Source organism: Streptomyces sp. NBC_00207, assembly GCF_045160965.1.
GTDB lineage: Bacteria > Actinomycetota > Actinomycetes > Streptomycetales > Streptomycetaceae > Streptomyces.
In genome coordinates, this window is sequence record NZ_CP130715.1 from 4,097,413 (window position 1) to 4,117,570 (window position 20,158).

The following is a 20,158-nucleotide window of genomic DNA, read 5'->3' on the forward strand; positions in this document are numbered from 1 at the left end:
GCTCAGCCGGTGTTGCGCAGGCCCGCGGCGACGCCGTTGACGGTGAGCAGCAGGGCGCGGGCGAGGAGGGGGTCGGCCTCTTCGCCGCGGGCGGCGGCTGCGCGCTGGCGGGCCAGGAGGGAGACCTGGAGGTAGGAGATGGGGTCGAGGTAGGCGTCGCGGACGGCGAAGGTCTGCTGGAGGACCGGGTTGGAGTCCAGGAGTCGGCTGCCGCCGGTGATGCGCAGGACCTCGTTGACGGTGAGCTCGTGCTCGGCCTCGATGCGGGTGAAGACGTGCTTGAGGTGGTCGGGTACGAGGGTGTCGACGTAGTGGCGGGCGATCCGCAGGTCGGTCTTGGCCAGCGTCATCTCGACGTTGGACAGGAAGTTGCGGAAGAAGTGCCAGCGTTCGCCCATCTCGGTGAGGGCGTCCTGCTGTCCGGCTTCGCGCAGGGCCTTGAGGCCGGAGCCGACTCCGTACCAGCCGGGGACGATCTGGCGGGACTGGGTCCAGCCGAAGACCCACGGGATGGCGCGCAAGCCGTCGAGGCCGGCGCCCGAGTCGGGGCGGCGGGAGGGGCGCGAGCCCAGGTGGAGGTCGGCGAGCTGGTCGACGGGGGTCGCGGCGAAGAAGTACGCCGGGAGGTCCGGGTCCTCGACGAGTGCGCGGTATGCGGCGTGGGCGGCGTCGGAGACGGTGTCCATGGCCGCGTCCCAGCGGGCGAGGGCCTCGTCGGACTGGCGGGGCGCGGTGTGCAGGGCGGAGGCCTGCAGGGTGGCCGCGACGGTCAGTTCGAGGTTTTCGCGGGCCAGCGACGGGACGAGGTACTTGTCGGAGATGACCTCGCCCTGTTCGGTGACCTTGATCTCGCCTTCGAGGGTGCCCCAGGGCTGGGCGAGGATCGCGTCGTGGGAGGGGCCGCCGCCGCGGCCGACGGTGCCGCCGCGGCCGTGGAAGAGGCGCAGCCGGACGCCGTAGCGGTGGGCGACGTCGCGCAGCCGCCGCTGGGCGCGGTGGATCTCCCACTGGCTGGTGGTGATGCCGCCGAACTTGCTGGAGTCGGAGTAGCCCAGCATGACCTCCTGGACGTCGCCGCGCAGGGAGACGAGGCGCCGGTAGGAGGGGTCGGCGAGCATCTCGTCGAGGATGACGTCGGCGGCGCGCAGCTCGTCGGTGGTCTCCAGGAGCGGGACGATGCCGATCTTGGCCCAGCCGCCGTGGAGGTCGATGAGGCCGGCTTCGCGGGCGAGGACGGCGGCGGCGAAGACGTCGTCGGCGCCCTGGCACATCGAGATGATGTAGGACTCGATGACCTCGGGGCCGAACTTCTCGAAGGCGTCCTTGATGGCGAGGAAGACGCCGAGGGTCTTCTGGCCGGCGGCGTCGAGGGGCGCGGGGGTGGGGGCCAGCGGGCGGCGCGAGCGCAGTTCCTTGGCGAGGAGCTTGCCGCGGTAGTCGCGGGGCATGTCGGCGTAGCGCCAGGATTCCTCGCCGAGGCGGTCGAAGAGCTGCCCGAGCGCGTGGTGGTGGGCGTCCGCGTGCTCGCGCACGTCCATGGTGGCGAGCTGGAGGCCGAAGGCGGCCAGGGTGCGGATGGTGCGGTCCATGCGGCCGTCGGCGAAGAGGGCGCCGCGGTGCTCGCGCAGGGAGGTCTGGATGAGGGTGAGGTCGGTGAGCAGCTCGGCGGTGCCGAGGTAGTCGCGGCCTTCCTCGTGCGGGGTGCCCTTGGCGAGGCGCTCGCGGGTGTTGAGGAGCTTCTGGCGGATGCAGGTGGCCTTGAGGCGGTACGGCTCCTCGGCGTTCAGCCGCTTGTAGCGCGGGCTGATCTCGGGGAGGCGTTCGAGGTCGGCCTGGAGGGAGGCGAGGAGTTCCTCGGTGGCCCCGGTGTAGCGGATGGAGTTGGAGAGCAGGCCGCGCAGGAAGTCGATGAGTTCGAGTGCGTCGGTGATGCCGTGCTCGTGCTGGAGGATCAGCACGTCCCGGGTGACGTCGGGGGTGACGTTGGGGTTGCCGTCGCGGTCGCCGCCGATCCAGGTGCCGAAGGTGAGGGGGCGGGTGCCGGCGGGGATCTCGACGCCGACGCGCTGGAGCTCGGCGGCGAGGTCTTCGAGGACGTCGCCGACGGCGCCGGCGTGCAGCTCGTCGAGGTAGTAGATGGCGTTGCGGGCCTCGTCGGCGGGCTCGGGGCGGACCACGCGCAGCTCGTCGGTCTGCCAGACGAGGTCGATGTTCTCGGCGAGCCGCAGGTCGTGGCGGCGGCGGTCGCCGGCGCCGGTGACGGGCTCTTCCAGGAGGGCGGCGATGCGGCGCAGCTTGTTGAGGACGCTGCGGCGGGCCGCTTCGGTGGGGTGTGCGGTGAAGACGGGCCGGACGTTGAGGTTCTTGACCGTCTCGCGCAGGTGTTCGGGGTCGGCGTCCTTCAGCATGTCGGCGGTGCGGGCGAGGAGCCCGCCCTCGGCGGCACGGTGGGCGCGCAGTTCCTTGCCGCGGTGCACCTGCTCGGTGACGTTGGCGAGGTGGAAGTAGGTGGAGAAGGCGCGTACGAGCTTGGCGGCGGTCTCCAGGTCGGTGTCGCCGAGCAGCTCGGCGGCGGCCTCGCCGTCCGTGCGGGTGAGGGCGCGCACCTTTTCGACGAGGTCGAGGAGTTCCTGGCCCTCCTGGCGTACGAGGGTCTCCCCGAGGAGGTCGCCGAGGCGGCGGATGTCCGCGCGCAGTTCCGCGTTGGCGGTGGCGGCCGGGGTGACGGGGGCCTGGCCCTGGGGGGCCTGGTCAGCACTGCTCACAGGTGCGGCTCCTTGCAGTGTTCGAGCGCTACTGGGCGGTGGGCGGCCGGCCGCGCGCTCCGATGCCCTGCGGACTCCGTCCGGGGGATCGTCGCTCCTGATGCGCAGCTCGGGCTGCCCGTGCGGACCGCGCTGTCCGACGGGACCAGGATAGGTGTCCGGCGCGTGTGCCTGGGCAGACGTCTCACCAGGCGGCGCGTGAACGGTCGGCGTGTGCGTCGCGCCCCGGTCGCGCTCCTCTTGCCCCGGGACCCGGCTTTGCCATACTTACGATGCCGTAGGTTACGGGTCCGTAGGGTTCGCCGTAGCCAGGGAGCCTGCCGACTTCTCTCACCCCCCAGGGGACCCCATGACCACCAGTCCCGATCTGATCGAGGGTGCCGCGGCGCCCTCCGACACCTCTGCGCCGTCCGCGACGCTCGGCGGCGAGAACAAGCGGTCCATCGAGCAGATCGCTCTGCTGCTGTTCATCACCGTCCCCTTCGTGGCCCTGCTGGCGGCCGTCCCGCTGGCGTGGGGGTGGGGGGTGAGCTGGCTGGACCTGGGCCTGATGGTCTTCATGTACTTCCTGGCCTGCCACGGGATCACCATCGGTTTCCACCGTTACTTCACGCACGGTTCCTTCAAGGCGAAGCGGCCGCTGCGGATCGTCTTGGCCGTGATGGGTTCGATGGCGGTGGAGGGGCCGCTGGTGCGCTGGGTGGCGGATCACCGCAAGCACCACAAGTATTCGGACCACGAGGGCGACCCGCATTCGCCGTGGCGGTTCGGGGAGACGCTGCCGGCCCTGATGAAGGGGCTGTGGTGGGCGCACATCGGCTGGCTCTTCGACGAGGAGCAGACCGATCAGCAGAAGTACGCGCCCGACCTGATCAAGGATCCGGCGATCCGGCGGATCTCGCGCGACTTCATCTTCTGGACGATGCTGTCGCTGGCGATCCCGCCGCTGGTGGGCGGTCTGGTGACGATGTCCTGGTGGGGTGCGTTCACGGCGTTCTTCTGGGGTTCGCTGGTGCGCGTGGCGCTGCTGCACCACGTGACGTGGTCGATCAACTCGATCTGCCACGCGGTGGGCAAGCGGCCGTTCAAGTCCCGGGACCGCAGCGGCAACGTGTGGTGGCTGGCGGTGCTCTCCTGCGGGGAGTCCTGGCACAACCTGCACCACGCCGATCCGACCTCGGCGCGGCACGGTGTGCTGCGCGGCCAGGTCGACTCGAGCGCGCGGCTGATCCGCTGGTTCGAGCAGCTGGGCTGGGCCACGGACGTGCGCTGGCCGTCGGCGGCCCGCATCGACGCCCGGCGCAGGGAAAGCGACGCGAAAGCGGCATGATGGGGGACGTGGCGATCGACGGCGGTAATTCCAGCAGCGACAAGCCCAGGCGCGGCCGCCGGGTTCGGATGACGGGCGCGGAGCGGCGCCAGCAACTGCTGGACATCGGCCGGACCCTGTTCGCCGAAAAGGGCTTCGAAGGCACGTCGGTGGAGGAGATCGCGGCGAAGGCCGGGGTGTCCAAGCCGGTGGTGTACGAGCACTTCGGGGGCAAGGAGGGGCTGTACGCGGTGGTCGTGGACCGGGAGATGCGCCAGCTGCTGGACGGGGTGACGGGGGCGTTGACGGCCGGGCATCCGCGGGAGCTGCTGGAGCAGGCGGCGTTCGCGCTGCTGGACTACATCGAGTCGTACACGGACGGTTTCCGGATCCTGGTCCGGGACTCCCCCGTGGCGCAGTCGACCGGTACCTTCGCCTCGCTGATCAGCGACATCGCCACGCAGGTCGAGGACATCCTGGGTCTGGAGTTCAAGGCGCGGGGCTTTGACCCCAAGCTGGCGCCGCTGTACGCGCAGGCGCTGGTCGGGATGGTGGCGCTGACCGGGCAGTGGTGGCTGGACGTCCGCAAGCCGAAGAAGGCCGAGGTGGCCGCGCACCTGGTGAACCTGGCCTGGCACGGGCTGGACGGGCTGGAGTCGAAGCCCCAGCTGGTGGGCCGCCGCAAGAGCTGAGCGCCGGCTTCGAGTGCTGAGCACCGCAGCGCACCACACGACGGCGCCCCGTCACCGGATCCTCGGTGGCGGGGCGCCGTCGTGTGGTGCGGTCCGGTCAGCCGCACTCTTCCAGGGCCTGCTGTTCCAGGCTGTGCTCTTCCAGGAATTCGAGCCGGTTGCCGACGGGGTCCTCGGAGTAGAAGCGGCGGTGGCCGGGCAGGTCGTCGTCCCAGACGACCTTGGCCCCCCGCTCCTCCAGTCTGCTCGCGTAGGCCTCGATCCCGGTCACCCGCAGCCCCGGATGGGCTTTGCGGGCGGGCCGGAAGTCCTCCTCGATGCCGAGGTGCAGCTGTACGGGCCCGGCGGCGAACCAGCAGCCCCCGCGCGCGGCGAGGACGGGCGGTTTGGGGATCTCGGTCATGCCCAGTACGTCGGTGTAGTAGGCGCGGAGCCGGTCCTCCGAGTCCGGCGGCGCGGCGAGTTGTACGTGGTCGACGGCGGTGAGCACGGTCAGGCCTCCTTGCGGGCGACGGCGAAGATCCGGCGGAACGGGAAGACGGTGCCGCGGGGCCCGGCCGGGTAGGCCACGCGCAGCCGGTCGCGGTATTCGGCGAGGAAGGCGTCCGCGGCTTCGCGGTCGTCGCCGAGGGCGGTGAGGACGGGCCGCAGGGCGGTGCCCTTGACCCAGTCGAGTACGGGGTCGGGGCCCTGGAGCAGCTGGTGGTAGGTGGTGTCCCAGACGTCGGCGGAGCAGCCGAGCGCGGTGAACCGGGCAAGGTATTCGGCGGGTTCGAGGATGTGGATGTAGCGGGCGCCGTGGCCGGCGAGCCGGGCCCGCCAGCGCGGGGTGTCGCACAGTTCGGCGAGCAGGGCGTGGCTGGGGGCGGTGAAGTTGCCGGGGATCTGGAAGGCGAAGGTGCCGCCGGGGCGCAGGCTGTTGATCCAGGCGCCGAAGGAGCCGGCGTGGCCGGGGACCCACTGCAGGGCGGCGTTGGACACGATCAGGTCGTAGGGCTCCTCGGGGAGCCAGCCGGCGAGGTCCCCGTGGCGGAAGTCGAGGCTGCCGCCGCCGCTGGTGGGCCCGGCGTGCTCCTGGTTGGCGCGGTGGAGCATCTCCGGGGAGAGGTCGAAGCCGGTGATGCGGGCGCCGGCCCAGCGGTCGGCGAGGAGCGCGGTCACATTGCCGGGGCCGCAGCCGAGGTCGGCGATGCGGGCGGGCTTGCCGGGGAGCTCGGGTATGCGGGTGAGGAGGTCCAGGAAGGGCCGTGTGCGATGGCCTGCGTGCCGGAGGTACTGCTGGGGATCCCAGGTGGGAGCGGAGGGCGCGGTGGACGTGGGGGTCCCGGAGTGCGCGGTATCGGAATACATGTTCGAGCCTCCCTGCTGGCGGGGCGGTCGGAAGCGGAATCTGTTCCGGCCCCCTCCATGCCCCATGCTCGCGCGATTTATATCTCGATGTCAAGATACTTGTGATCAAGATACTTGGTATGAAGAGACTTCACGTCGACAGACCCCTTACACTGATCCGCATGGAGGACGAGGTCGACCGACTGGTGGCGGCATGGCGGCGCGAGCGCCCTGACCTCGACGTGGAACCGCTCGAGGTACTGAGCCGCGTCAGCAGGCTCGCGCGCCACCTCGACCGCGCCCGCAGGCTGGCCTTCTCCGAGCACGGCCTGGAGCCGTGGGAGTTCGACGTCCTGACGTCCCTGCGCCGGGCCGGCGCGCCCTACCAGCTCTCCCCCGGCCAGCTGTTGACCCAGACCCTGGTCACCTCCGGCACCATGACCAACCGCATCGACCGGCTCGCCAAGAAGGGCCTCGTCGAGCGGCTCCCGGACCCCAGCGACCGCCGGGGGGTCCTGGTGCGGCTCACCCCCGAGGGCCGGGACCGTGCGGACCAGGCCCTCGCCGGGCTGCTGGCGCAGGAGCGGGCGATCCTGGCCCAGCTCTCACAGAACCAGCGCGGCGATCTCGCCGGGCTGCTACGCCAGTTGACCGCTCCGTTCGACAACATCCCCGGCTAGGTCCGCCGGTCGTACGCCGGCCCGCCGGGCCAGCGCCACCGCCGCCAGGGTGGAGTGCACACCGAGCTTGCCCAGCACGTTCTGCATGTGGGTGCGGACGGTGTGCGGGGACAGGAACAGGCGTGCGGCCACGTCCTTGCGGCCCAGGCCCGCCACCATGCAGCGCAGCACCTCGTGTTCGCGCGGGGTGAGCGACTCCACGAGCCGTTCGCTGTCCGTGCGGTGCTTGCGCGCCGCGGTCAACTCCCGGAGCACTCCGGTCAGCAGCGCGGGCGGCAGGTGGGTCTCCTCCCGCAGGACCCCGCGGATGACGGCCAGCAGCCGCGAGAGCGAGCAGTCCTTCGCCACCCAGCCCGAGGCCCCGGCCTGCAGCGCGTGCGCGGCCCGGCGGGGGTCGTCGCGCTCGGCGAGCACGACCGTACGGACCCCGGGGTGGGTCACCCGCACCCCGGCGACCAGCGCGATCCCGTCCGAGCCGGGCGGCGGCCCGGAGCCCGGCTCCCGCTGGGCGGGCACGGCCCCGGCGACCACGCCGAGATCGGCGTCGACCAGCAGGACGTCGAAGCGGCGGCCCTCGGCCACCGCGCGTTCGAGACAGCGCAGCGCGGCGGGGCCGCTGCCGGCCGCGGACACGTCCACGTCCGGCTCGGCCGCGAGCGCGGCTGCGAGCGATTCGGCGAAGATGCGGTGATCGTCGACGACGAGAACCCGGATACGAACCACAAAACCCCCAAGGGTAGGGGAACGGACGACGGCGGGTACGGCGCCCGGACCGGGTGATCCGCAGCTGCCCCGGCCGCCGCCGCGACACCTCTGCACTACCCCGGACCGGACGCCGTACCCGACTTGTCTCGACCCCTGAATCAACACCGGCCCCCACCGGTGTCACGCATCAGCGTAGGGCCGGGGGCTGCTCACGGTTGGCCGAATAGCAGAAGTTTTCCCAGCGATTTTCCGGCGCAGCCGTTCTGAACTGCCTTTACGGTGGCTTGAAATCACCCGCACCAGAGGTCCGGATGGCGGCCTCCGCACCGGCGCGTGCCATGGGCAGTTGCACGGGGGGTAATTCACCCGGCGTGTGCACGCCGGGCGCCCGCGCACAGCGCCCGGCCGCAGCGCACGGCCCGAACGCACGCGCCCCCCGCACCGGGCAGGGTGCGGGGGGCGCGCAGGGCAGCGGTGTTCCGGGGGGCTACCCGTGGGTCAGGAGGTGTGGGTGCGCGCGAAGTTCCACGCGTCCGTGATGATGCCGGTCAGGTCCGAGCGGCTCGGGGTCCAGCCGAGGCGCTCGTGGGCCGTGCGCGCGGAGGCGACCAGCATCGCGGGGTCGCCGGCCCGGCGCGGGGCGACGACTTCGGGGATCTCCCGGCCGGTGACCTTGCGGACGGTCTCGACGACCTCGCGGACCGAGAACCCGCTGCCGTTGCCCAGGTTGCAGATCAGGTGCTCGCCCCCGGCGGCGACCCGCAGGGCGGCCAGGTGGGCCTCCGCCAGGTCGGCGACGTGGATGTAGTCGCGCACGCAGGTGCCGTCCGGGGTCGGGTAGTCCTCGCCGAACACCGAGATCGACTCGCGCTCGCCCAGCGCGACCTGCAGGACCAGCGGGATCAGGTGCGTCTCGGGGGTGTGCCGCTCGCCGAACTCCCCGTAGGCCCCGGCCACGTTGAAGTAGCGCAGGGACACCGCGGCCAGGCCGTGCGCCACGCACTCCCCCGCGATCATGTGGTCGACGGCCAGCTTCGAAGCGCCGTACGGGTTGGTCGGCGCGGTCACCGAGGCCTCGGTGAGCAGCCCCTCCGTCGGCTCCCCGTAGGTGGCGGCGGTGGAGGAGAACACCAGCTTGCGCACGCCCGCCTCGCGCATGGCGCCGAGCAGGGCGAGCGTGCCGCCGACGTTGTTCTCCCAGTATTTGCCCGGGTTCACGACGGACTCGCCGACCTGCGAGGAGGCCGCGAAGTGCAGCACCGCGTCGTAGGAGGAGTCCAGGTGGCGGGCGGCGTCCTGGATGCGGCCCTCGATGAAGGCGGCGCCCGCCGGGACGCCGACGCGGAAGCCGGTGCTGAGGTCGTCGAGGACGGTGACCTCGTGGCCGGCCTCCAGGAGGTGGGCCGCGACCACGCTGCCGACGTATCCGGCGCCACCGGTTACCAGGTACTTGCTCACTCGCCTACTGCCTCTCGCGGGGGAGCACGCGCGGGAGCGTGCGCGTGCTAGGACACTGGCTTACCCGATTCGGCGCCCGCGGGGAAATCGGCGGCGGGCAACCGGCGGGCCCGCACCCGGAGCGCAGCCGGCCACACCCGGCCACACCCGGACCGCCCACGGCCGCTCGCCCTGCCGGCGGGCCCGTGCGGCCCATCGGTCCCGCGCCGGTCCGTCAGTCCCGCACGGCGGCGGCCGGCCGCACCGGCAGCGCCCGGTCCAGCAGGCCGGTACGGGCGGCCAGCGCGGCCGCCTCCAGCCGCGATCCCACGCCCAGTTTCATCAGCACTCGCTGCACGTGCGTACGGGCGGTGCTCGGCGCGATCTCCATGCCCGCGGCGATCAGCCGGGTGTCCTCGCCCTCGGCGACCCGCACCAGCACCTCCACCTCGCGCGGGGTGAGCAGGCGCAGCAGCCGGCTGCCCTCGTCGTCGGGCTGGGCTGCGGGGTTCAGGAGCTCGGCGAAGGCACCCTGCAGCAGCTGCGGGGCGATCGCCACCTCGCCCGCCCGCGCCTTGGCCAGCGCCCGCTCCACGCCCTCGATGCGCTCGTCCTGGCGTACGTACCCGGAGGCGCCGGCGGCGAAGGCGGCCGCGATCCCGCGCGGGCTGGGCACCGGTCCGAGGACGACGACGGCGATCTGCGGACGCTCCCGCTTGATGCGGACGACGGGCTCGAAGACCCCGGCCTCGGCGGGGGTGGCCGTCCCGAACAGGCAGACCTCCGGGGCCCGTCCGATGACCAGCTCGGCGGCGCCCGCGGCCGGGGCGGCTGCCGCCAGGACCCGGTGGCCGCGCAGTTTCAGGGCAGAGGCCAGTGCCTCGGCCAGCAGCCGGTGCTCGTCGACCACCACGACCCGTACGCCCATTGCGGTACCCACCCCCCACCCTTCTGACCCGGCAAGCTACACGCTTGTTCGACGGTGCGCGGGGGATACCGCGCAGAAGCCCCCGGAAGGCGGACCTTCCGGGGGCTTGCGGCGGTGTGCGGGCGGATCAGCTCGCGGTGAAGGCGGTGAAGATGAACTCCGGGTCGGACGTGGCCGAGTACGGCTTCTTGACCGCGGTACGGGCGAGGAACAGCTTGCCGTTGTGGTAGCGGTACTCGTGGTAGCCGGGCGAGTAGGCCGTCTCGATGCGCTGGGTCGTCTTGTCCGACGGGTTCTCCATCAGGACGGTTTCCTTCATCGTCTTGCCGTCGATGCTGACGACCTGGCCGCCCTTGTCGTAAGGGGGCTCCTTGTAGGCGATGATGTTCGACCCGTCCATGCGCAGCGGGTACAGCTTGTACCGCTCGCCCGCGTCGGCGCGGTCGGTGGTCTGCTTGCCGGTCTCCAGGTCGAAGGAGAGCAGCTCGTTGGTCTTGCCGTAGGCGTCCTTGCCCTGGTGCTCGTAAGAGGGCAGGTAGAGCTTGCCGTTGCCGACGATCATGCCGGCGCACCGCTCGACCTCGGTGTGGCACTCACCGCCGAAGGTGCCGGAGGAGAGCGAGATCTTCGTCTTCAGCTGGCCCGCGGCGTCGAGGACGAAGAGGTCGCTGACGCCGCTGGCGTTCTTGGCGGTCTTGCCGACGTCGGCGGAGACGATCAGCGGCTTGGTGGAGACGATGCCGGCGTTCTCGATGCCCGCGGAGAGCTTGTACGAGTACTGCGGTGCGCCGGTGGTCGGGTCGAGGGCCTGCGCGTACAGGGTCGGGCTGGAGCTCTGGCCGCACCTGCGGATGACGGCGAGGGCCTCGCCGCCGCCGTAGCCGACGTCGCGGCAGCCTTCGCCGTCGACCTTGGGCAGCCACAGGGACTTGCCGTCGGCGAGGTTCCAGGCGGCGCCGCCCGAGGGGCCGCCGGCGGCGACCGTCTGCCCGCTGAGGGTGACCTCGTAGTAGGACACGGGCTTGTCGCCGCTGGTGGCGCCCTTGGCCTGGCCGGTCCACAGGAGCTTGCCGGCGTTCAGGTCGATGACGCCGACCTCGGTGCACGACGGGTACTTGACCTCCGGCGTGGGCTTCGCGGGCCGGAAGATCACCGCCGTCTTGTTGTCGGAGACGTGCCGGGAGGCTCCGCAGAGCTCACCGGGGAGGGGGACCTCCCACTTCATGGCGCCGTCGACGGTGTTGTAGCCGACGATCTTGTAGACGTCGGACTTGATGTAGGTGGACTCGGTCAGCCAGGAACCGGGGACCTGGACCATCTCGTCCGGGGTCGGGCTCGGCTGGTTGACCAGCACCTTCGACTTGGTGTTGGAGGGCACCTTCTCGCTGCCGCCCGCACCGGCCTGGGACTTGTCGTCCCCCGGCTTGGCGGGGCCGCTGTCCGCGGTGTCCTTCTTCCCCTCACCGTCGCCGGAGACGTACCAGAGGCCGCCGCCGACGATGAGGACGATGGCCAGCAGGGCCGCGCCGACGATCATCAGCTGGGTGCGCTTGTCGTTGCCGCCGCCGGCCGGGGGCCGGGCCGCGGGGGCCGCGGCACCCGGAGCGCCGAAGGGCGGCGGGGTGCCGGGGGCGCCGAAGGGCGGCGGGGTGCCGGGGGCGCCGAAGGGCGGCGGGGTGCCGGGCTGCTGCGGGTAGCCGTAGCCGGGCCCGGTCTGCGGGTAGCCGTACGCGGGCTGCGCGTCCGGCTGCTGCGCGGGTGCGGGCGGTCCGGCCGGCGGGGCGGGGGGTCCGGCCGGCGGCACGGGCGCGCCGAACCCGCCCGGGGCGGGCTGCCCCCCGGCCGGGGCCGGGGGCGGATCCTGCGGCGCGCCGAAGCCGCCGGACGGCGGCTGGCTGGGGGGCGGCGGGGTACTCATCGGTTGCTCTTGCCTCTCGCTGGGCTGCTCTTTGGACGCGTTGTCACTTGCCGAAGACCATCAGGAGCTTCTCGTCCGTGCCCTTGGCCTGCAGACGGGAGGTGGAGATGAAGAACCGTCCGTCCACGTAGTCGAGCTTCGGGGTGCGGAAGGAGCTCTCGATCGGCGCGGCCGGGCCCGACGGGTGGCGCAGGAGTGCGGTGGGGGTGCCGCCGCCGGCCGGGATGGAGACGACCTCGCCGCCCTGGTCCTCCTCGGCCTTGCGGTAGGCGATCAGCTGCCCGTTGGCGGCCTTGATCGGGGTCAGGGTGCGCTTGTCGCCGGCCGGGGTGCGCCACTTGGCCTTGCCGGAGGCCAGGTCGAAGGCGACGATCTCGTTGGCCTTGCCGGCCTCCGCCGCGGTGGGCAGGTACAGGGTGCCGGCGTCGACGACGGCCGAGGGGCAGGTCGTCAGGGCCCGGAAGAGCCCGGTGTCGCCGCAGCCGACGGCGAAGCTGCCCTCTCCGGCGAGGGTGGCGGTCTGCTTCCCGTCGGGTCCCAGGACCACGATGGAGCGCTGCTTGGCCTCCTCGTTGCCGATGTCGAGGACGAGCGGGTCCACCGAGTAGATGCTGGTGACCTTGAACTTCTTGGGGAGCCGGAAGGCCCAGGCCTTCTGGCCGGTGACGGGGTCGACCCCGTGGACCTCGGCGCTGGCGTCCGCGTCGCTGCAGGTGGCGAGGGCGATCATCTTGCCGTTGCCGGCTTCGTAGCCGTCGGGCTTGCAGCCGGTGCCCATGGCGCTCCCGAAGAGCTTGTCGCCGTTGCTGATCTTGAAGGCGCTGGCGGTGCCGCCGCGGCTGACGGCGACGGTGTCGCCGATCATGGCCAGGGTGGGGCTGGTGAAGAGGTCGAAGAGCCCTTCCTTGGGCACCTCCTTCGACCAGACCTCCTTGCCGGTCTTGAGGTCGACCACGCGCAGCTGCGTGCAGGTGGCGTTCTCCCCCTCGCCGTCGCGGTACATGACGGCCGTCTTGCCCTCGGGGGTGGTGCCCCGGGCGACGGAGCAGACCGGGGCGGGGAAGGGAAGCGTCCACTTCTCCTTGCCGTCGGTGACCGCGTAGCCGCTGAGGGACTTCCAGACGCTCTTGACGACGGTGTCGCCGACGACCCACTGGCCCGCGGACTCGACGCCCATGCCGGGACCGTCGACCTTGGCGGTCTTGAGCCAGAGGACCTTGTCCTCGCCCTGCTTGCGGCCGGAGTTGAGGTCGGCCTGCTCGCCGGTGCCGTTGCCGTTGCCGTCGCCCTGGTCCACGGAAGGGGAGCCGGAGGGCTTGGCGTCGGTGGACTCCTGCGCCACGGGCGGCTTGGGGTCCTCGTCGGACCCGGCGAAGCCGACGTAGCCGATGACCGCGACGGCGAGGACGGCTGCGGCGGCCGAGGCGGCGATCAGCACGGTCCGCTTCTTCTTCGGCGGCATCCCGGGACCGCCGGCGACGGCGGGCGCGACGGGCACGGTGGGCATCCCGGGCGGCGGCGGGTAGGCGTGGCCCGGCGGCTGCTGCTGGACGGTGGGCGGCTGTTGCGCGTACGGGGCCTGCTGCGCGTACGGGTTCTCGCCCTGCGGGTATCCGTACCCCTGCTGCGGCGGGCCGGGCAGGTGACCGTAACCGGAGGGAGCCGGTGGCTGGTTCGGCGGCTGGGGCGGCTCGGTCATCAGCGCACGCTTTCGGCTTCGGCGGGTCGGGGAGGATGACCTTTCTATCACTGACGGCACTCGAACACCGGGCCGGTCCACCCCCTGTTCCCAAGGGAGGACCGGCCCGTGATGCCGTCGTTATCCCGCCAGTTGGCCCGGCCGGGTGAGGATGCCTAGGCCTCCTCGGCCAGCTCGAGCCAGCGCATCTCCAAATCGTCGCGGTCCGAGAGCAGTTCGCGGAGCTCCGCGTCGAGCTTGGCCACCTTGTCGTAGTCGGTGGAGTTCTCGGCGATCTGGGCGTGCAGATTGCCCTCGCGGTCGGCGAGCTTGTTGAGCTGCCGCTCGATCTTCTGGAGCTCCTTCTTCGCGGCGCGGGAGTCCACCGAGGCGGCGGTCTTCGCCGCCGCGGCGGCGGTGGCCGGGACGGGCGCCGGGGAGGCCGCCTCGATCATCCGCCGGCGGCGCTCCAGGTACTCGTCGAGGCCGCGCGGCAGCATCCGCAGGCTCGCGTCGCCGAGCAGCGCCATCACCGTGTCGGTGGTGCGCTCGATGAAGAACCGGTCGTGGGAGATCACGATCATCGAGCCGGGCCAGCCGTCGAGGAGGTCCTCCAGCTGGGTCAGGGTCTCGATGTCGAGGTCGTTGGTGGGCTCGTCGAGGAAGAGGACGTTGGGCTCGTCCATCAGCAGGCGCAGGATCTGCAGCCGGCGCCGCTCACCGCCGGAGAGGTCGCCGACCGGCGTCCACTGCTTCTCCTTGGTGAAGCCGAACTGCTCGCACAGCTGGCCCGCCGTCATCTCGCGGCCCTTGCCGAGGTCGACGCGGTCGCGGACGCGCTGGACGGCCTCCAGGACCCGCAGGGACGGGTCGAGTTCGCCGACCTCCTGCGAGAGGTAGGCCAGCTTGACGGTCTTGCCGACGGTGATCTTGCCGGCGGCGGGCTGGACGTCGCCCTGGGTGCGGGCGGCCTCGGCCAGGGCGCGCAGCAGGGAGGTCTTGCCGGCGCCGTTGACGCCGACGAGGCCGACGCGGTCGCCGGGGCCCAGGTGCCAGGTGAGGTGCTTGAGCAGTTCCTTCGGACCGGCGTGCACGCTGACGTCCTCGAGGTCGAAGACCGTCTTGCCGAGGCGGGCGTTGGCGAACTTCATCAGCTCGCTGGTGTCGCGCGGCGGCGGCACGTCGGCGATCAGCTCGTTGGCGGCCTCGATGCGGTAGCGGGGCTTGGAGGTCCGGGCGGGGGCGCCGCGGCGCAGCCAGGCCAGCTCCTTGCGCATCAGGTTCTGCCGCTTGGACTCCTCGGTGGCGGCGATGCGGTCGCGCTCGGCGCGGGCGAAGACGTAGTCGCTGTAGCCGCCCTCGTACTCGTGCACGTCACCGCGCTGCACGTCCCACATGCGGGTGCAGACCTGGTCGAGGAACCAGCGGTCGTGGGTGACGCAGACGAGTGCGGAGCGGCGCTCCTGGAGGTGCTTGGCCAGCCAGGAGATGCCCTCGACGTCGAGGTGGTTGGTGGGCTCGTCGAGGATCAGCAGGTCCTGGTCGGCGATGAGCAGCTTGGCGAGGGCGATGCGGCGGCGCTCGCCGCCGGAGAGCGGGCCGATGACCGTGTCGAGGCCCTGGCCGAAGCCGGGCAGGTCGAGGCCGCCGAAGAGTCCGGTGAGGACGTCGCGGATCTTGGAGTTGCCGGCCCACTCGTGGTCGGCCATGTCCCGGATGATCTCGTGGCGGATGGTCGCCTTGGGATCGAGGGAGTCGTGCTGGGTGAGGACGCCCATGCGCAGGCCGCCGGACTGGGTGACCCGTCCGGTGTCCGGCTCCTCCAGCTTGGCGAGCATCCGGATGAGGGTGGTCTTGCCGTCGCCGTTGCGGCCGACGACGCCGATCCGGTCCCCCTCGGACACGCCGAGGGAAATGCTGTCCAGCAGGGTACGTGTGCCGTACACCTTGCTGACTGCCTCGACATTGACCAGATTGACGGCCATCAGACGCGCTCCAGGTGGGGTACCCCCGGACGGACTCTGGGGGAGGGTGTGGATCAGCCCCCCAGCCTAACGCTCCGGGCCGGGGCTGACCGTTCCACGAGCAGGGCGCCTGCGAGGGCCATCCCGATGGCGACCGGTGCGGTGACGGGGAAGGCGATCAGGGTGGCGCTGTGGCCGTCGAGCAGACCGCCGAGTCCGGTCATGGACAGGCCCAGGATGCCGAGGAGGCAGAGGGTGATGCCGAGGGCGGCGACGGGGCCGGCGGCGGTGCCGGCCGGGCCGGTGCGCGGCGCGGCCGGGGCCTCGAAGCGGCGGAACAGCGTGACGAACACGGCCGTCAGGGCGGCCGCCGCCAGGATCCGTACGGGGACCTGCGCCCACCAGGCGGCGCCGGCCGGGGCCGGAAGGTCCAGGCCGAGGGCGAGCTGGGCCCCGTACACGCCGAGCATGGCGGTGAGGTGCCACAGGAAGGCGGTCATGGCGACGCCGTTGGCGGCGACCACCCCGCGCCACACGCGGGGGCGGGCCAGCCGGCCGGTGGCGGGCCGGGCGAGCAGCTGCACGGCGCCGACGAGCCACATGCCGTGCGCGAGCAGGGCGAGGGTGGGCGGGGCCATGTTGGACACCTTCTCGCCGGGCATCCCGACCATGGACAGCGGGTACGGGCCGTACGCCACCAGCAGGACGGCCCCGGCGAGACCCGCGGCGGCGAGGACGGCGGGCCGGCGGATCCGGCCGTCGGCCCGGAGGAAGCCGAGCTGGTGGACGGCGAGCCAGACGAGGGCGAAGTTCAGGAACTCGACGTAGGGGACGCCGAACGCGAAGCGCAGTACGTCGACCAGTGCGGCCGCCCCGGCCAGGGCGGCGAAGGCGGCCCAGCCGTGGCGCTCGTGGAGCTTCAGCAGGGGCGGGGTGAAGGCGACCATCGCGAGGTAGATCCCGATGAACCACAGCGGCTGGGTGACGAGGCGCAGCGCGGCCCCCGTCAGCCGGCCGTCGCCGCGGCCGGCGAGCTGCACGGCGAGCGCGGCGGCGGCCCACACCAGGACGAAGACGAGGGTGGGGCGCAACAGCCGCTGGAGCCGGGCCCGGAGGAAGGCGGCGTAGACGGACGTTCCGCTGCGGCGGGCGAGGGAGCGGTAGGACAGGGCGTGCGAGAACCCGCCGACGAAGAAGAACACGGGCATGACCTGCAGGCCCCAGGTGAGCACCTGGAGGGCGGGCACGAGGGCGAGCAGGTTCCCTATGCCGTCGCTGCTGACGGCGGCCATCAGCCAGTGCCCGCCGATGACGGTGCCGAGCGAGACGACCCGCAGCAGGTCGACGTACCGGTCCCGACCGGGTGGGGTGGCGAGGGCGAGGTCGCGTGCGCTGGCTGTCATGCAGCCACGGTCGCCTCCGGCGCGGCGACTCCGACAGGGTGCGGGTACTCAACTCCGCCCTAGGTACCGGGGCTCCGCCCCAGACCCCCTACGGCGCTCCGCGCGGGGTCTGGGGCGGAGCCCCGGTCTTGAAGCCTCGCCGGCGTTTGAGGCGCGGGGTGCGGGGGCTGGCCCCCGGCAGCGGGCCCGCGGGTCAGGACGGCAGGACCGTGGCGCCCGGGGCGGGGCTGGTCGCCACGCGGGTGGCACGGCAGGTGCCCGAGGCGTCCAGCGCGGCAGCGACCTTGGCGGCCGACTCCTCGTCCGCGACCAGGAACGCCGTCGTGGGGCCCGAGCCCGAGACCAGCGCGGCCAGCGCCCCGGCTCCGGTGCCCGCCGACAGCGTGTCCGCCAGGGAGGGCCGCAGCGACAGGGCCGCCGCCTGCAGATCGTTGGTCAGCGCGGCGGCCAGCGTCTGCGCGTCCCCCGACGCCAGCGCCGCCAGCAGCGCCGGCGAGGCTTCCGGCTCCGGGACCTCCACCTCGGCGGTGAGCCGGTCGAACTCGCGGAACACCGCCGGGGTGGACAGCCCCCCGTCGGCCACCGCGAACACCCAGTGGAACGCCCCCGCGGCCACCGGGGTCAGCAGCTCGCCGCGGCCCGTGCCGAGCGCGGCGCCGCCGACGAGGCTGAAGGGGACGTCGCTGCCGAGTTCCGCGCAGATGTCGAGGAGTTCGGCGCGCGGGGTGTCCAGGCCCCACAGGGTGTCGCAGGCCAGCAGGGCCCCCGCGCCGTCCGCGCTGCCGCCCGCCATGCCGCCCGCCACCGGGATGTTCTTCGCGATGTGGAGGTGGACGGCGGGCTCGATGCCGTGGCGGGCCGCGAGGATCTCGGCGGCCCGCGCCGCGAGGTTGGTGCGGTCCAGCGGCACCTGGTCGGCGTCCGGGCCCTCGCAGGTCACCGTGAGCGTGTCGGCCGGGGTCGCCGTGACCTCGTCGAACAGCGACACGGCGAGGAAGACGTTGGCCAGGTCGTGGAAGCCGTCGGGCCGGGCCGCGCCCACCGCCAGCTGCACGTTGACCTTCGCGGGGACCCGTACGGTCACACCCGTGGTGCGCGCGCTCACAGTGCGGGCCTCTCCGCCGCGGGCTTGTTCTCGGCGATCGCGGCGAACTCCTCCACCGTCAGGGACTCGCCGCGTGCCTGCGGCGAGATTCCGGCGGCGACCAGCGCCGACTCGGCGCCCGCCGCCGAGCCGGCCCAGCCGGCCAGCGCGGCGCGCAGCGTCTTGCGGCGCTGTGCGAACGCCGCGTCCACGACCGCGAAGACCTCAGCCTTGGAGGCGGTGGTCTTGATCGGTTCGGTGCGCCGCACCAGCGAGACGAGACCGGAGTCGACGTTCGGGGCGGGCCAGAAGACCTTGCGGCCGATGGACCCGGCGCGCTTGACGTGCGCGTACCAGTTGGCCTTGACCGAGGGGACCCCGTAGACCTTGTTGCCGGGCTCGGCGGCCAGCCGGTCGGCGACCTCCGCCTGCACCATCACCAGGGTCCGCTCGATGGTCGGGAAGCGGTCGAGCATGGTCAGCAGGACGGGCACCGCCACGTTGTACGGCAGGTTCGCGACGAGCGCGGTCGGCGCCGGACCGGGCAGTTCCGTCACCAGCATCGCGTCGGAGTGGACCAGCGCGAAGCGGTCCTTCTTCGCGGGCATGCGGGCCTCGATGGTGGCGGGCAGCGCGGCCGCCAGGATGTCGTCGATCTCGACGGCGACGACCCGGTCGGCGGCCTCCAGCAGCGCGAGCGTCAGCGAGCCCAGGCCCGGGCCGACCTCGACGACCACGTCGTCCGGGCGGACCTCGGCGGTCCGCACGATCCGGCGGACCGTGTTGGCGTCGATGACGAAGTTCTGCCCCTTCTGCTTCGTCGGGCGTACGCCGAGTGCGGCGGCCAGCTCCCGGATGTCGGCCGGGCCGAGGAGGGCGTCGGACGTGCCGGGGGTACTGGAGGAGGGGTTCTCGGGCTGCTGCTCTGCGGTGCTCACCGGTAAAGCGTCTCAGATCGGCCGGGTGATCCCGAGCCGGACCGGGTGTCCGGCTCGTGGATGCGTTCCGGCGTGCCCGCTACGACGTGAGCCTGCGGCCGCAGTGGGGCCACGGGCTCGCTCCCCGCTGCACGTAGAGCTTCTTCGCCCGGTAGGTCTGTTCGGAGCCCGACGCGTCCTGGGGGCGGCCGCTGCCGCCGAGGCCCTGCCAGGTGCGGACGTCGAACTGGTAGAGGCCGCCGTACGTTCCCGAGGCGTCGGTGGCCGCGGGGCGCCCGCCGGACTCGCACTGGGCGAGGGCCGCCCAGTTGAGGCCGTCGGCGCCGGAGACGGAGCTGGGCAGTGGTTTGGTGCCGACCTTGACGAGCTGGGTGACGGGCTCGCGGACGACCTCGTCGGCGATGGCGCGGGGCGTCTGGCGGACCCCGTTGACGGTGCGGAGGGTGTAGGTGACCCGGCGCGCCCCGGGCCGGCCGGCGCGTTCGACGACCTCGGTGCCGGCGAACAGGTCGGGGTCCTTGACTTTCTCGGTCTCGAACGGGATGCGCTCCTCGCGGACCTCGCGGGTGCCGGTGATGCGGAGCACGGTGACGGTCTGGCCGTCGCGCGGGAAGGCGGTGGGGGGTACGGAGGTGGTGTCCTGGCCGTGCAGGGTGATGCCGGCCTGGTCGAGGGCCTCCTGGACGGTGGCGGCGTTGGTGCGGATGGTGCGTTCGCGGCCGTCGGCCATGAAGGTGACGCTGCGTTCGGTGCGCACGCTCAGGGCGAGGCCGGAGCGCGGGACGGGCGCGCTGCGGGGGGCGGAGAGGTAGGCGCCCTCGGCGCGGATGCCGAACTGGCGCAGCGCGCCCTCGACGGTGCGGGCGGTGGTCCACACCTGGCGCTGCTGCCCGTCGAGGGTCAGGCGCAGGGGGCGGCCGTAGCGGACGACGATCTCCTCGCCGTCTTCGAGGGGTTCGCCGGGGGCGGGGGCGACGAGGTCGTGGGGGCCGACGCCGAGGCCTTCGGCGGCGAGGAGTTCCTCGACGTCGCCGGCGAAGGTGTGCAGGTTCCTCGGGACCCCGTCCACGGTGAGCCGTACGGACTTGTCTGCGGCGACGAACGCGGTCGTGCCGCCCGCGAGGAAGGCGACGACGAGGGCCTGGGGCACGATCCGCCGCCAGTTCCCGCCGGGGGGTTCGGCGGGGGCGCCGCGGCCCCGGGCGGCGCGGCGGCGGCCGGTGCCGGGCGCGACGGCCGGGGCGTCGGCGGGCGCCCCGCGGCCGCGGGCGCGGCGGCCGGTCCCGGGAGCCGCCGGGGCGGCGGGAGCGGCGGGGGCGGGTGCCACG

16 protein-coding genes are annotated in these 20,158 nt (G+C 72.7%); 3 read left to right on the forward strand and 13 right to left on the reverse strand.

All coding sequences use genetic code 11. The features are described 5' to 3' along the window. Positions 1-2 precede the first annotated feature (2 nt). Complete coding sequence (gene ppc / locus OG472_RS19420; RefSeq protein WP_361767259.1) at positions 3-2,765, reverse strand: phosphoenolpyruvate carboxylase; 2,763 nt, start codon at positions 2,763-2,765, stop codon at positions 3-5. A 349-nt stretch (positions 2,766-3,114) separates the two neighbouring features. Between ppc and OG472_RS19425 the strand changes: the two genes are divergently transcribed. Both OG472_RS19425 and OG472_RS19430 read left to right on the forward strand, forming a co-directional pair. Beyond that, entirely contained in the window at positions 3,115-4,095 is a 981-nt protein-coding gene (locus OG472_RS19425; RefSeq protein WP_383577299.1) for an acyl-CoA desaturase, read from the forward strand. Continuing rightward, positions 4,092-4,766, forward strand: a complete 675-nt coding sequence (locus OG472_RS19430; protein WP_401608700.1) for a TetR family transcriptional regulator — start codon at positions 4,092-4,094, stop codon at positions 4,764-4,766. Before OG472_RS19425 ends, OG472_RS19430 begins: the two co-directional genes overlap by 4 nt. A 97-nt stretch (positions 4,767-4,863) precedes the next feature. Here the strand turns inward: OG472_RS19430 and OG472_RS19435 are convergent, their stop codons facing one another. After that, positions 4,864-5,256, reverse strand: coding sequence for a VOC family protein (locus OG472_RS19435; RefSeq protein WP_319729240.1), 393 nt, complete (start codon positions 5,254-5,256; stop codon positions 4,864-4,866). Positions 5,257-5,258: 2 nt separating this feature from the next. Then, positions 5,259-6,116 carry a trans-aconitate 2-methyltransferase gene (locus OG472_RS19440; protein WP_401608699.1) on the reverse strand — a complete coding sequence of 286 codons (858 nt, stop codon included), beginning with the start codon at positions 6,114-6,116 and terminating at the stop codon, positions 5,259-5,261. A gap of 161 nt (positions 6,117-6,277) precedes the next feature. Here OG472_RS19440 and OG472_RS19445 point away from each other — a divergent pair, with 161 nt between their 5' ends. Then, positions 6,278-6,775 (forward strand): MarR family winged helix-turn-helix transcriptional regulator, encoded by a 498-nt coding sequence (locus tag OG472_RS19445; RefSeq protein ID WP_030386194.1) that lies wholly within the window; start codon positions 6,278-6,280, stop codon positions 6,773-6,775. Here the strand turns inward: OG472_RS19445 and OG472_RS19450 are convergent. The 10 genes from OG472_RS19450 to OG472_RS19495 all read right to left on the reverse strand — a co-directional run bounded on the left by OG472_RS19450 (position 6,734) and on the right by OG472_RS19495 (position 20,157). After that, positions 6,734-7,498 (reverse strand): LuxR C-terminal-related transcriptional regulator, encoded by a 765-nt coding sequence (locus OG472_RS19450; RefSeq protein ID WP_405941792.1) that lies wholly within the window; start codon positions 7,496-7,498, stop codon positions 6,734-6,736. The two genes, OG472_RS19445 and OG472_RS19450, sit on opposite strands and share 42 nt — an antisense overlap. 480 nt (positions 7,499-7,978) lie before the next feature. Beyond that, a complete protein-coding gene (gene galE / locus OG472_RS19455) occupies positions 7,979-8,938 on the reverse strand; it encodes a UDP-glucose 4-epimerase GalE (RefSeq protein ID WP_401608695.1) in 960 nt (319 codons plus the stop codon). Positions 8,939-9,152: 214 nt separating this feature from the next. Beyond that, positions 9,153-9,845 (reverse strand): response regulator transcription factor, encoded by a 693-nt coding sequence (locus OG472_RS19460; RefSeq protein ID WP_383577333.1) that lies wholly within the window; start codon positions 9,843-9,845, stop codon positions 9,153-9,155. 127 nt (positions 9,846-9,972) lie between these two features. After that, complete coding sequence (locus OG472_RS19465) at positions 9,973-11,763, reverse strand: PQQ-binding-like beta-propeller repeat protein (RefSeq protein WP_405941793.1); 1,791 nt, start codon at positions 11,761-11,763, stop codon at positions 9,973-9,975. Positions 11,764-11,806: 43 nt separating this feature from the next. After that, positions 11,807-13,462, reverse strand: a complete 1,656-nt coding sequence (locus tag OG472_RS19470; protein WP_405830460.1) for a PQQ-binding-like beta-propeller repeat protein — start codon at positions 13,460-13,462, stop codon at positions 11,807-11,809. Positions 13,463-13,617: 155 nt separating this feature from the next. Then, positions 13,618-15,426: an ABC-F family ATP-binding cassette domain-containing protein gene (locus OG472_RS19475; RefSeq protein WP_405941794.1), complete on the reverse strand. Its 1,809-nt coding sequence runs from the start codon at positions 15,424-15,426 to the stop codon at positions 13,618-13,620. A 53-nt stretch (positions 15,427-15,479) separates the two neighbouring features. After that, positions 15,480-16,808: an acyltransferase gene (locus OG472_RS19480; RefSeq protein ID WP_405941795.1), complete on the reverse strand. Its 1,329-nt coding sequence runs from the start codon at positions 16,806-16,808 to the stop codon at positions 15,480-15,482. Between the two features lie 193 nt (positions 16,809-17,001). Next, positions 17,002-17,913 carry a 4-(cytidine 5'-diphospho)-2-C-methyl-D-erythritol kinase gene (locus OG472_RS19485; protein ID WP_383577284.1) on the reverse strand — a complete coding sequence of 304 codons (912 nt, stop codon included), beginning with the start codon at positions 17,911-17,913 and terminating at the stop codon, positions 17,002-17,004. Further along, positions 17,910-18,830 (reverse strand): 16S rRNA (adenine(1518)-N(6)/adenine(1519)-N(6))-dimethyltransferase RsmA, encoded by a 921-nt coding sequence (gene rsmA, locus OG472_RS19490; RefSeq protein WP_383577282.1) that lies wholly within the window; start codon positions 18,828-18,830, stop codon positions 17,910-17,912. The genes OG472_RS19485 and rsmA overlap by 4 nt, the downstream gene beginning before the upstream one ends. A gap of 79 nt (positions 18,831-18,909) precedes the next feature. Next, on the reverse strand, positions 18,910-20,157 hold the full coding sequence (locus tag OG472_RS19495; RefSeq protein WP_401608888.1) for a ubiquitin-like domain-containing protein: 1,248 nt from the start codon (positions 20,155-20,157) through the stop codon (positions 18,910-18,912). Between the last annotated feature and the right edge of the window lies 1 nt (position 20,158).